This is a genomic window from Agromyces sp. GXS1127 (assembly GCF_050565425.1).
In the GTDB taxonomy this organism is placed as follows: Bacteria; Actinomycetota; Actinomycetes; order Actinomycetales; family Microbacteriaceae; genus Agromyces.
In genome coordinates this window covers 84508-96583 of record NZ_JBOCIG010000004.1, presented here as the reverse complement: position 1 = coordinate 96583, position 12076 = coordinate 84508, and the positions used below count along the sequence as shown (strand labels likewise).

Sequence of the window (12076 nt, the reverse complement as noted above, 5' to 3'; positions counted from 1 at the left end):
GGCGGCGTCAGACCGAACCTGGAGTGGGGAAGGGGAAGCGACACGTTGGACCGTCCTCGGTATCTCGGTGGCAACGGGGACGTCGTCGGCCCACGATGGAGGATTCGCGGCGCGAGGTGCGGCGCAGCGGTGCAGAACGCGGTTGGGGCGTGGCTCCTAGTCGGAGGCCGAGCGGCTCGAGCTTGTGGCAGCCGGCTCGCCGTGTGCGTTCTCGCCCTCGACGCCATCGTCGAGAGAGTCGGAGTCGGACTCGGTGTCGTCCGAGTCTACCTCAGCGTCGGCGGGCACCCATTCACGTCCCTCGCGGTACACGCTCGGCTCGACGCCGGTGTGGCGACGGCTCTGGACGATGATGATCACGATGCCGATGAGGATCGCCGCGAAGGAGGCCCAGACGTTCGAGCGGATGCCGAGGAACATCTCGCTCGGATCGACGCGGATGGTCTCGAAGACCGCGCGCCCCGCGCCGTACCAGATGAGGTAGGCGCCGAACATCTTGCCCCAGCGGAGCCGGAAGACGCGCTCGAGGCCGAGCAGGACGACGACGCCGAGGAGGTTCCACACGATCTCGTAGAGGAACGTGGGGTGGAAGAGCGTGCCGTCGGGCAGGCCGGAGGGGAAGGCGGGGTTGTCGGAGGAGATCTCCAGGCCCCACGGCAGGTCGGTCGGCCAGCCGAAGAGCTCGTGGTTGAACCAGTTGCCGAGGCGGCCGACCGCCTGGGCGACGAGGAGGCCGGGCGCGAGCGCGTCGGCGAACGACCAGAAGCGGAGCCCGGTCAGGCGGCACGCGATGATGACGCCGATCGCGCCGCCGATGAGCGAGCCGTAGATGGCATTGCCGCCCTCCCAGATCGCGAAGACCTTCCACCACTCCTGACCGGCGAAGTAGTCGTCGGGATGCGTCAGCACGTGGTACAGCCGGGCGCCGATGATGCCGAGCGGAACCGCCCACAGGACGACGTCGAGCACGATGCCCGGCTCCGCGCCGCGCTTGGTGAGGCGGCGCGAGGTGATGATCGTGGCCAGGATGATGCCCGCGAGGATGCACAGCGCGTACATCTGGATGTTGAGCGTCAACCCGAAGACGGGGATCTCGAGCGTGCGCCACTCGGGGTCGGGGCTCGGGATGCTGAGCGGTGCGATCACGCCGGGCTCTGCCTTTCGTCGATGCTGCGGGGTGCGCCGTCGGGACGGCCCCGTCGAGACTACTTCACTGTCGGGCGGTGCCGCGCGCTCACCGTCGGGCGGTACCGCGCGCGAGCTCGGCCGCGAGCGCGCCGACCGCGTCGACGCCGCCGTCGGCGAGCGCCTTCACGAGCGCCGACCCGACGATCGCGCCCTCGGCGTACTCCAGCACCTCGGCGACCTGCGCGGCCGTCGAGATGCCGACGCCGACGCAGCTGGCCGGCGAGCCTGCCTCGGTGAGCCGTTCGACCAGTGCGCGCGCCGCGCGGTCCACGTCGCTGCGTGCCCCGGTGATGCCCATGGTCGAGACCGCGTAGACGAATCCGCGGCTCGCGTCGATCGTGGCGCTGAGCCGCGCGTCGGTCGAGGTCGGCGCCGCGAGGAACACGCGGTCGAGCCCGGTCCGCTCGGATGCCGCGATCCAGTCGGCTGCCTCGTCGGGGATGAGGTCGGGCGTGATGAGGCCGGCTCCCCCGGCCGCGGCGAGGTCGTCGGCGAACCGGTCGACGCCGTACTGCACGACGGGATTCCAGTAGGTCATGAGGAGCACCGGCGCGTCGACGCGCTCGGTGACGCGCCGCACCGCCTCGAAGCCGTGCGCGAGCCGGAAGCCGTTCGCGAGGGCCTGCTGCGTCGCGGCCTGGATGACGGTGCCGTCCATGACGGGATCGGAGTACGGCAGGCCGAGCTCGAGGACGTCGACGCCGTTCTCGACGAGCGCGACCGCGGCGTCGACGCTCTCGTCGAGCGTCGGGAAGCCGACGGGCAGGTACCCGATCAGCGCCCCCGCGGCCTCCTCGTTCCGACGCGCGATGAGCGGGCCCACGTTCCTCACTCGTCGCCTCCGTCGTACAGCCCGAAGTAGCGGGCGGCCGTGTCCATGTCCTTGTCGCCGCGGCCGGAGAGGTTCACGAGGATCACCGCGTCACGGCCGAGCTCGTTGCCGAGCTCGATCGCCCCCGCGAGGGCGTGCGCGGACTCGATCGCCGGGATGATGCCCTCGGTGCGCGTGAGCAGGCGCAGGGCCTGCATGGCCGCGTCGTCCGTCACCGCCCGGTAGGTCGCCCGACCGAGCGCGGCGAGCCAGGAGTGCTCGGGGCCGACGCCCGGATAGTCGAGGCCGGCGGAGATCGAGTGCGACTCGATCGTCTGGCCGTCCTCGTCCTGCAGGAGGTAGCTGCGCGCGCCGTGGAGCACGCCGGGGCGACCTTTGGAGATGGTCGCCGCGTGGCGCGGCGTCTCGACGCCCTCGCCGCCCGCCTCGAACCCGTAGAGCGCCACGTCGGCGTCGTCGAGGAAGGCGTGGAAGATGCCGATCGCGTTCGACCCGCCGCCGACGCACGCCGCGACGGCGGTCGGCAGCGCACCGGTGAGGTCGAGCACCTGCTGCCGCGCCTCCTCCCCGACGATCTTCTGGAAGTCGCGCACCATCTCGGGGAACGGGTGCGGCCCGGCGACCGTGCCGAAGATGTAGTTCGTCGTCTCGACGTTGGTGACCCAGTCGCGCATCGCGTCGTTGATCGCGTCCTTCAGCGTGCGCGACCCGGTCTTCACCGCGATGACCTCGGCGCCGAGCAGGCGCATGCGCGCGACGTTGAGCGCCTGGCGCTCGGTGTCGACCTCGCCCATGTAGATCGTGCAGTCGAGGCCGAACAGGGCGGCCGCGGTCGCGGTCGCGACGCCGTGCTGGCCCGCACCGGTCTCGGCGATGACGCGCCGCTTGCCGATCCGCTTGGTGAGCAGCGCCTGGCCGAGCACGTTGTTGATCTTGTGCGAGCCGGTGTGGTTCAGGTCCTCCCGCTTCAGGATGACGCGGGCGCCGCCGGCGTGCTCCGCGAAGCGGGGCACCTCGGTGATGATCGAGGGACGCCCGGTGTAGCTGCGACCGAGCTCGGCGAGCTCCTCGGCGAAGGCCGGGTCGAGCTTCGCCAGCGAGTACGCCTCGGAGAGCTCGTCGAGCGCCGCGACGAGCGACTCGGGCACGAAGCGCCCGCCGAACTCGCCGAAGTAGGGACCGGTCTGGGCACGAAGGGCCATGTCACACCGCCAGGAATGCAGAGAGGTTCGAGATGGGGTCGCCCGTGACGAGGGCCTCGCCCACGAGGACCGCGTCGGCGCCCGCCGCGCGGTAGTGCGCGACATCCGCCGCCGAGAGCACCGCCGACTCGGCGACCTTGATCGCCCCCGCGGGGAACCGGTCGGCGATGCGTCCGAACAGGTCGCGGTCGAGCTCGAACGTGGTCAGGTCGCGCGCGTTCACGCCGATGAGCTTCGCGCCGAGCTGCGCGGCGCGCTCGAGCTCGTCGGCGGAGTGGGTCTCGACGAGCGCCGTCATGCCGAGCTCGGTGATGAGCCCGTGGAGCTCGGCGAGCGTCGCGTCGTCGAGCACGGCGACGATGAGGAGCACGAGGTCGGCGCCGGCGGCGCGCGCCTCGAACACCTGGTAGGCCGTCGCGATGAAGTCCTTGCGGAGCACCGGCAGCGAGACCGCGGCACGCACCGACTCGAGGTCGGCCAGCGATCCGCCGAACTTCCGACCCTCGGTGAGCACGCTGATCGCGCTCGCCCCGCCGAGCTCGTAGGTCCGCGCGAGCGCGGCGGGGTCGTCGATGGTCGCGAGCGAGCCGCGCGAGGGGCTCGAGCGCTTGATCTCGGCGATGACCTTGACGTGGGCGGCGGGCGCCAGCGCGACGAGCGCGTCGAGCGCGTCGGGGCGCGCGAGGGCCGCAGCCTCGACCTCGGCCATGGGGCGGTCGACGCGACGCGCTTCGGCGTCCGCGACGGCGTTCGCGGTGAGCTCGGCGAGCACGCGTCAGTGCGCCTTGGGCGCGACCTTGTCGCCGTCGACGCCGTAGCCGGCACGGGCGAGCGCCCAACCGACGACCAGGCCGACGACGAGCAGACCGGCGGACGCCCACACGAGCCACTGCACGTCGAAGAAGAAGGCGACGGTGCCGATGGTGAAGGCGAGCAGCATGATCACCACGGCGGTCCAGGCCGCGGGCGAGTGTCCGTGGCCGGGGTCAACGTGCTCAGTGCTCATGGTGCTCCTTCTGTGCGGGGTCGGGGAAGAGTCTAGCGGGTGGCTTCGGGTCGGTCGTCGCGGTCGACCGGCTCGTCCTCGTCGGCAGCATGCGCGCCGTCCGTCGGGTCCTCGCCGCGGCTCAGGTCGTCCCACGCGTCGACGGCGCGGTCGGATGCCGGGACGGGCGACCCGTCGTCGGCCGCGACGCGCACCCCGCCGCCGTGCCGGCGCGACGTCGGCCAGGCGCGGGCGGTGGCCACGACCGCGAGGCCGGCGAGCACCACCAGGGCGCCGCCGACGACCGCGACGACCGGCCAGGGCGACGCGACGACCTCGGCGACGAGGTCGGCGGTCGAGTCGGCGCCCGCGACGCCGGTGGCGTCCGCGACCGTCGACGAGACCGCGGCCACGGGGTCGGCGATCGCGAGCGCGGCGGCGAGCACGATGCATCCGCCGAGGGCGGCGGCCAGCAGGCCGAGCACGATCCGGATCACCGGGCCGGCGATGGTCAGCGCGCCCGCGAGGGCGAGTCCGGTCAGCGCGAGCGCCGAGAGGGCGGGCGAGGCGGCCTGCCCTCCGACCTCGAGGGTCGTCGCCGCTCCAGCGGCGGCGCCGTCGACGAGCGTCGCCGAATACCACGTCTGGCTCCACGACAGGAGCGCGAGCCCCGATCCGGCGAGGATGCCGAGGATCGCGGGCAGCTTCATCCGCCGGCCGCGCACGCTCACGCCGTCTCGACGCGCCGCATGGCGTTGGCCACCGCGACCGCGCGCAAGGGCGCGGCCGCCTTGTTCACGGACTCCTGGTACTCCGACTCCGGGTTCGAGTCGGCCACGAGGCCGCCGCCCGCCTGCACGCGCGCCACGCCCCCGACGATCGTGGCCGTGCGGATGGCGATCGCGAGGTCGGCGTCGCCGCCGAACCCGAAGTAGCCGACCACTCCGCCGTACACGCCCCGCTGGGCGGGCTCGAGCTCGTCGATGATCTCGAGCGCGCGCGGCTTCGGCGCACCCGAGAGCGTGCCGGCCGGGAACGTCGCCCGGAAGACGTCGACCGCGTTCGCGTGGGGCGCGAGGTCGCCCTCGACCGACGAGACGAGGTGCATGATGTGGCTGAACCGCTCGACGCGCATGAACTCGGTGACCTCGACCGTACCGGCCGTGCACACCTTCGCGAGGTCGTTGCGCGCGAGGTCGACGAGCATGAGGTGCTCGGCCTGCTCCTTGGGGTCGGCCACGAGCTCGGCCTCGAGGTCGGCGTCGTCCTCCGGGGTCGCACCGCGCGGCTTCGATCCGGCGATGGGGTGCGTGTACACGCGTCCGTCCTCGACCTTCACGAGCGCCTCCGGCGACGAGCCCACGATCCAGAACGGCTCCCCCGCGGCATCCTCGAGGTGCAGCAGGTACATGTAGGGGCTCGGGTTCAGGCTCCGCAGCACCCGGTAGACGTCGATCGGGTGCGCCGTGGCCTCCTGCTCGAACCGCTGCGAGACGACGACCTGGAAGATGTCGCCCTCGCGGATGTACTCCTTCGAGCGCTCGACCGCGGCGAGGAAGTCGGCCTTCTCGGTGCGGTGCCGCGGCTCGGGGGCGCGGGAGAGATCGATCTCGGCGAGGTGCGCCTCGGAGGGCTGCGCGAGCGCGGCCTGCAGGCGGTCGAGCCGCGACTGGGCGTCGGCCCACAGGGCGTCGGCCGCCTCGTCGCGGTCGTTGAGCACGGATGCCACGAGCTGGACGGTGCCCGTCCGGTGGTCGATCACGACGAGCTCGGAGACGAACGCGAAGGCCTGGCCGGGCACCTCGAAGTCGGCGGGCGGGCGGTTCGGCAGGTGCTCGATCTGGCGGATCGCCTCCCAGCCGATGAAGCCGACCAGGCCCCCGGTGAGCGGCGGCGCCCCGGGCACGTCCTCGGTCTGCCACCGCAGGTAGAGGGCCTCGAGCGCGGCGAGCGGCGCGAGGTCGTCGGATGCCTCGCCGAGTGCGCGTTCGCGCGACATCCCGTAGTCGAGCCATTCGACCCGGCCGTCGCGGTCCGTGAGCACGCCGTGCGATGCCGCACCCACGAACGAGTAGCGCGACCAGATGCCGCCCTGCTCGGCGGACTCGAGGAGGAACGTGCCCGGCCGGCCGCCCGCGAGCTTGCGGTAGATGCCCACCGGCGTCTCGCCGTCGGCGAAGAGCTCGCGGACGACGGGCACCACGCGGCGGCCCGGAAGGAGCGCGGTGAAGTCCTCGAAGCGGGTCGTGGCGGTGCGGGCGGCCGTCATCGTGCGTCTCCTCCGGTCCGATCCGGGGCGGCGGTCCCGGGTGCGGTGCCCGCTCCGGCGTCCGTCGCGAGGTCGGACGCGCCGACGACGACCTGCAGCGGGTCGCCGTCGAAGCAGCTCCGCGTGCCGGTGTGGCAGGCGACGCCCACCTGCTCGACCTGCACGAGCAGCGTGTCGGCGTCGCAGTCGAGCGCGGCGGAACGGACGTACTGGGCGTGGCCCGACGTGTCGCCCTTGCGCCAGTACTCCTGCCGCGAGCGCGACCAGAACGTGACGCGACCCTCCGTGAGGGTGCGCCGCATCGCCTCGCGATCCATCCAGCCGAGCATGAGCACCTCGCCCGAGTCCCACTGCTGGATGACGGCGGGCAGGAGCCCGTCGGCGTTGAACGCCGCGCGGTCGACGGCGCCCGCATCGGGCGTCCAGGCTTCGGCGTCGCGCTCGAGTTCCTCGTCGTCGTGGTACGTCATCGCACGACCCTTCCGTCGGCGGCGAGGGCCCGCTTGACCTCGCCGATGGTGAGCTCGCCGTTGTGGAACACGGACGCCGCGAGCACGGCGTCGGCGCCGGCGGCGATGGCGGGCGCGAAGTGCTCGAGCGCCCCGGCGCCGCCCGAGGCGATCACGGGCACGCTCGAGAGGTCGTGCATGGCCCGCACGAGTTCGAGGTCGAAGCCCTGCTTGGTGCCGTCGGCGTCGATCGAGTTCACCAGCAGCTCGCCCGCGCCGAGGTCGATGGCGCGCCGCGCCCAGTCGAGGGCGTCGAGGTCGGTCTCGGTCCGACCGCCGTGCGTGGTCACGACGAAGCCGGAGCCGGTGCGATCGGAGCGCTTCACGTCGAGCGAGAGCACGCACACCTGCGCGCCGAAGCGATCGGCGATCTCGCCGATGAGCTCGGGGCGCGCGATCGCGGCGCTGTTCACGCCGATCTTGTCGGCGCCGTGGCCGAGGAGGCGCGCGACGTCGTCGGTGGAGCGGACGCCGCCGCCGACGGTGAGCGGGATGAACACCTGCTCGGCGACCCGGCGGACCATGTCGAACGTCGTCGAGCGGTCGTCGACCGTGGCGGTGACGTCGAGGAACGTGAGCTCGTCGGCGCCCTGCTCGGCGTAGCGCGCGGCGAGCTCGACGGGGTCGCCGGCGTCGCGCAGGTTCAGGAAGTTGACGCCCTTCACGACGCGGCCGCCGGCCACGTCGAGGCACGGGATCACCCGGACGGCGAGGGACATGCGCCGACCCCCTACAACCGCGCGGCGTGGATCGCGCTCACGAGGATCGCGCGCGCGCCCAGCTCGTACAGGGCGTCCATGACGTGGTTGGTCTCGACGCGCGGGATCATGACGCGCACGGCGACCCATTCGGGATCGTGCAGCGGCGACACCGTGGGCGACTCGAAGCCGGGTGCTGCGGCGGTCGCGGCCTCGAGCTTCGCCACGGGCACGTCGTAGTCGACGAGCACGTACTGGCGGGCGACGAGCACGCCCTGCAGGCGGCGCACGAGCGTCTGCGTGCCCGGCTTCTCGACGCCGGAGCCGATGAGCACGGCCTCGGAGTCGAGGATGACGGGACCGAAGATGTCGAGCCCGGCCTTGCGCAGCGTCGACCCGGTCGAGACGACGTCGGCGACGGCGTCGGCGACCCCGAGCCGGACGGCCGACTCGACCGCCCCGTCGAGCTTGACGAGCTTCGAGGTCACACCGTGACGGGCGAGGAAGTCGCCCACGAGGCCCGGATAGCTCGTGGCGACGCGCACGCCCTCGAGGTCGGCGAGGTCCGCGTACGCCCCGGGCGGGCCGGCGAACCGGAAGGTCGAGTCGCCGAAGCCGAGCGGTGCGATCTCGACGGCCTCGCTGCCCGAGTCGAGCAGCAGGTCGCGGCCGGTGATGCCGACGTCGAGGGCGCCCGAGCCGACGTAGGTCGCGATGTCGCGTGGGCGGAGGTAGAAGAACTCGACCCCGTTGCGGGGGTCGGCGACCACGAGTTCGCGCGAGTCCCTGCGGCCGGTGTACCCGGCCTCGTGGAGCATCTGCGCGGCGGTCTCGGACAGCGAGCCCTTGTTGGGCACGGCGATTCGGAGCATTCCCTGGCTTTCGTGTCGACGGAACTGATCTGCGGTCATGGCGCGATCAGAGATGTCGGTACACGTCGGCGGGCTCGAGGCCCTTGGCGAGCATCAGCACCTGCAGGTGGTACAGGAGCTGCGAGATCTCCTCAGCGGTCTCGTCGTCGCCCTGGTACTCGGCGGCCATCCACACCTCGGCCGCCTCCTCGACGATCTTCTTGCCGATGGCGTGCACGCCGGCGTCGAGCTGACGAACGGTGCCGCTGCCCTCGGGGCGGGTGCGGGCCTTGTCCTGGAGCTCGACGAAGAGGTCGTCGAAGGATTTCACCCGTCCAGACTACCGGGGTCGTCGGCGCCCTCGTGGCGGTGTGACGCGACCGCGGCACGGAGCTCGGCGATCCGCTCCTCGGGAACGCCCCGGTAGACGGCCGAACCGGCGACGAACGTGTCGGCCCCCGCCTCGGCGGCGATGCCGATGGTGTCGACCGTGATGCCGCCGTCGACCTGCAGCCAGACGTCGAGGCCTGCGGCGGCGACCGCGTCCGCGACGCGCCGGAGCTTCGGCATCGTCTCGGTGATGAACGACTGGCCGCCGAATCCCGGTTCGACGGTCATGACCAGGACCTGGTCGAACTCGGGCAGGAGGTCGAGGTACGGTGCGGCATCCGTGCCCGGCTTCAGCGCGATGCCCGCACGCGCACCGATCTGCCGGAGGTGCCGTGCGAGCGCGACCGGCTCGTTCACGGCCTCGGCGTGGAACGTGACCGACGCTGCGCCGGCCTCGGCATAGCCCGGAGCCCAGCGGTCGGGGTCGTCGATCATGAGGTGCACGTCGAGCGGGATCGGGCTGACCTGCTGCAGCCGCTGCACCATTGGCAGGCCGAAGGTGAGGTTCGGCACGAAGTGGTTGTCCATGATGTCCACGTGCACGAGGTCGGCCGTGCTGATCCGGCCGAGCTCCCGCTCGAGGTTCGCGAAGTCGGCAGCGAGGATGCTCGGGTTGATGCGCGTCGCCATGACCGCCACCCTATCGGCGGTGCGGGCCGGTCGAGCGGGTTCAGCGCTTGCGCACGAGTGCGATGAACATCGCGTCCGTGCCGTGCCGGTGCGGCCAGAGCTGAACCGTGCGTCCGTCACCGGCGAGGTCGAGCGGATGCCGCGACGCGGCCTGCACGATGGAGGCCGTGTCGAGCGGCTCGGCCGCGTCGCCCCAGCGCGCGAGCGCGCGTCCGAGGATGCCGTGCGTCTCGGCGGCGTGCGGCGAGCAGGTGACGTAGGCGAGCACCCCGCCGGGCGCGAGCGCGGCGAATGCCGCGTCGGCCAGTTCGCCCTGCAGCTCGGTGAGCTCGGCGACATCCGTCGGCGACTTGCGCCACCGGGCCTCGGGCCGGCGACGAAGCGCGCCCAGTCCCGTGCAGGGGGCGTCGAGCAGGATGCGGTCGAACCCGCCCGCCGCGTTGAGCTCGGCCGGGTCGAGCTCGCGGCCGTCGCCGACGTGGACCGCGACGTCCAGCGGGACCGGCGCCACGGCCTTCCTGACGAGTTCCGCGCGCGCCGGGACGACCTCGTTCGCGACGAGTGCGGCGCCGCCGGCCAGGGCCTCGGCGGCGAGCAGCGCGGTCTTGCCGCCCGGACCGGAGCACAGGTCGAGCCAGCGCTCGCCCGGGCGCACCGGCGCGACGCGGCTCAGTGCGAGGGCCGCGAGCTGCGAGCCCTCGTCCTGGACGCGCACGAGCCCCCCGTTCGCCCCGACGAGGTCGAACGGGGCCTCGGCGGTCAGGCCCGTCGGCGAGTAGCGGTCGGGTTCGCCCAGCTCGGCAGGATCGGCGGCGAGACCGGGCAGGGCGGTGAGGTTCACGCGCGGCGAGGCGTTGTCGGCCTCCAACAGGTCGACGAGCTCGTCGCCGCGCCCCTCGCGCTCCAGGGCGGACCGGAGCGCTCGGATCACCCAGACGGGATGCGAATGCACGGCGGCCAGGGCGGCATCCGGCGAATCGGCCTCCTCGGCCACGAGCTCCAGCCAGCCGTCGAGCTCGCGCCGTGCGACGCTGCGGAGCACGGCGTTGACGAAGCCCGCCGCGGGCGGGGCGACGCGACGCGCGAGCGCGACGGACTCGTTCACCGCCGCGTGCGTCGGCACCCGCGTCGCGAGCAGCTGGTGCGCGCCCAGCCGGAGCACGTCGAGCACGGGCGGGTCGATCGCCCCGACCTCGCGGCCGGCGGCGAGCGCGATGATCGCGTCGTACCGGCCGAGGAGCCGGAGCGTGCCGTACGTCAGCTCGGTCGCGAGCGCCGCGTCGGCCCGGCTCAGCCGCGCTCGCTCGATGCGGGTCGGCAGCAGCAGGTTCGCGTACGCGTCGGAGCCGCGCACCGCCGCGAGGACCTCGTACGCCACGAGGCGCGCCGGCGAGATCCGGTCGGCTCGCGGGCGTCCGCCGTCGCCGCGGGACGCCCCGCCCCGGCCACCGCCGCGCCTCGGGCCGCCCGATGATCGATCGGGCCCCGCGCCGCGGCGTCGATCGCCACCCTCGCCCCGTGCACCGCCGGTCGGTCGCCCGTCGCTCATCGCGCCTCCGCCCGATCGACCCCGAGGCCGCGCCACCAGTCGGCGGCCGCCATCGCGTTCCGGCCCGCCGGCTGCACGCGTCGGAGTTCCATGGCGCCGTCCGCGGTCCCGACGAGCACGCGCCGGCGCTCGAAGCGCAGTTCGCCGGGCCGGAGGTCCGGATGCACTGGGGCGTTCGCGGCCGCGCCGGGCGTCGCGGCCGCGGCATCCGTCGCGGGAACCGCCTCGAGGACCTTGAGCCGGACGCCGCCGACCTCGGTGTGCGCGCCCGGCTCGGGCGTGACCCCGCGGAACCGGGCATCGACCTCGTCGGTCGGACGGGTCCAGTCGAGCCGGGCGTCGTCGATCGAGAGTTTCGGGGCGAAGGTCGGCTCACCCGCCTGCGGCGTCGCGACGGCGGTGCCCGCGGCGATCGCGTCGACCACGTCGAGCACGAGGTCGGCCTCCGACGTCGCGAGCGACTCGAGCGCCGCACCCGCGGTCTCCCCCGGCGCGACGGGCCGCGTGCGCATTGCGTAGACGTCGCCGGCGTCGAGCTCGGGGACGAGCCGGAACACGCTCGCGCCCAGCTCGTCGTCGCCCGCGATGAGGGACCGCTGCACGGGCGCCGCGCCGCGCCAGGCGGGCAGTGCGGAGAAGTGGAGGTTGATCCAGCCGTGGGTGGGGGTCGACAGCAGCGGCTCCCGGACGAGGCCGCCGTAGGCGACCACGACGCCGAGGTCGGGGCGGAGCGCCGCGATGCGCTCGGTCGCGTCGGCGTCGAGCCGTGCCGCGTCGATCACGGGCAGCCCCAGTCGCTCGGCGGCCTGCGCGACCGGCGAGGGCGTGAGCACGCGCTTCCGGCCGAGCGGGGCCGGCGGGCGGGTGACCACGCCGACCACCTCGTGACCCGAGGCGGCGAGCGCGTCGAGGGTGGGCACGGCGACGGCGGGCGTTCCCGCGAAGACGATCCGGAGGTGGGGCACACCCCATT

At 73.3% G+C, this 12076-nt stretch carries 14 protein-coding genes; all 14 read right to left on the bottom strand.

Features of this window, described 5'->3' with window-relative positions; all coding sequences use genetic code 11:
• Positions 1–156: 156 nt before the first annotated feature.
• Positions 157–1146, bottom strand: coding sequence for a prolipoprotein diacylglyceryl transferase (gene lgt, locus ACQ393_RS08470; RefSeq protein ID WP_430646394.1), 990 nt, complete (start codon positions 1144–1146; stop codon positions 157–159).
• A gap of 88 nt (positions 1147–1234) precedes the next feature.
• Positions 1235–2020: a tryptophan synthase subunit alpha gene (gene trpA, locus ACQ393_RS08465; protein ID WP_430646393.1), complete on the bottom strand. Its 786-nt coding sequence runs from the start codon at positions 2018–2020 to the stop codon at positions 1235–1237.
• Positions 2017–3222, bottom strand: a complete 1206-nt coding sequence (gene trpB, locus ACQ393_RS08460) for a tryptophan synthase subunit beta (protein ID WP_430646392.1) — start codon at positions 3220–3222, stop codon at positions 2017–2019. Before trpB ends, trpA begins: the two co-directional genes overlap by 4 nt.
• 1 nt (position 3223) lies before the next feature.
• On the bottom strand, positions 3224–3994 hold the full coding sequence (gene trpC, locus ACQ393_RS08455; RefSeq protein WP_430646391.1) for an indole-3-glycerol phosphate synthase TrpC: 771 nt from the start codon (positions 3992–3994) through the stop codon (positions 3224–3226).
• A gap of 3 nt (positions 3995–3997) precedes the next feature.
• Positions 3998–4228 carry a DUF6704 family protein gene (locus ACQ393_RS08450; protein WP_430646390.1) on the bottom strand — a complete coding sequence of 77 codons (231 nt, stop codon included), beginning with the start codon at positions 4226–4228 and terminating at the stop codon, positions 3998–4000.
• 32 nt (positions 4229–4260) lie between these two features.
• Positions 4261–4938, bottom strand: coding sequence for a Trp biosynthesis-associated membrane protein (locus ACQ393_RS08445; RefSeq protein WP_430646389.1), 678 nt, complete (start codon positions 4936–4938; stop codon positions 4261–4263).
• Entirely contained in the window at positions 4935–6476 is a 1542-nt protein-coding gene (locus ACQ393_RS08440; protein WP_430646388.1) for an anthranilate synthase component I, read from the bottom strand. Before ACQ393_RS08440 ends, ACQ393_RS08445 begins: the two co-directional genes overlap by 4 nt.
• Positions 6473–6946 carry a phosphoribosyl-AMP cyclohydrolase gene (hisI, locus tag ACQ393_RS08435; RefSeq protein WP_430646387.1) on the bottom strand — a complete coding sequence of 158 codons (474 nt, stop codon included), beginning with the start codon at positions 6944–6946 and terminating at the stop codon, positions 6473–6475. Before hisI ends, ACQ393_RS08440 begins: the two co-directional genes overlap by 4 nt.
• Positions 6943–7704 (bottom strand): imidazole glycerol phosphate synthase subunit HisF, encoded by a 762-nt coding sequence (gene hisF / locus ACQ393_RS08430; protein WP_430646386.1) that lies wholly within the window; start codon positions 7702–7704, stop codon positions 6943–6945. The genes hisI and hisF overlap by 4 nt, the downstream gene beginning before the upstream one ends.
• Before the next feature lie 11 nt (positions 7705–7715).
• Positions 7716–8555: an ATP phosphoribosyltransferase gene (hisG, locus tag ACQ393_RS08425; protein ID WP_430646385.1), complete on the bottom strand. Its 840-nt coding sequence runs from the start codon at positions 8553–8555 to the stop codon at positions 7716–7718.
• A gap of 46 nt (positions 8556–8601) precedes the next feature.
• Positions 8602–8865, bottom strand: coding sequence for a phosphoribosyl-ATP diphosphatase (locus ACQ393_RS08420; RefSeq protein ID WP_430646384.1), 264 nt, complete (start codon positions 8863–8865; stop codon positions 8602–8604).
• Complete coding sequence (gene rpe / locus ACQ393_RS08415; RefSeq protein WP_430646383.1) at positions 8862–9554, bottom strand: ribulose-phosphate 3-epimerase; 693 nt, start codon at positions 9552–9554, stop codon at positions 8862–8864. Before rpe ends, ACQ393_RS08420 begins: the two co-directional genes overlap by 4 nt.
• A 40-nt stretch (positions 9555–9594) precedes the next feature.
• Positions 9595–11103, bottom strand: coding sequence for an RsmB/NOP family class I SAM-dependent RNA methyltransferase (locus ACQ393_RS08410; RefSeq protein WP_430646382.1), 1509 nt, complete (start codon positions 11101–11103; stop codon positions 9595–9597).
• A complete protein-coding gene (gene fmt / locus ACQ393_RS08405; protein WP_430646381.1) occupies positions 11100–12068 on the bottom strand; it encodes a methionyl-tRNA formyltransferase in 969 nt (322 codons plus the stop codon). Before fmt ends, ACQ393_RS08410 begins: the two co-directional genes overlap by 4 nt.
• Positions 12069–12076: the final 8 nt, after the last annotated feature.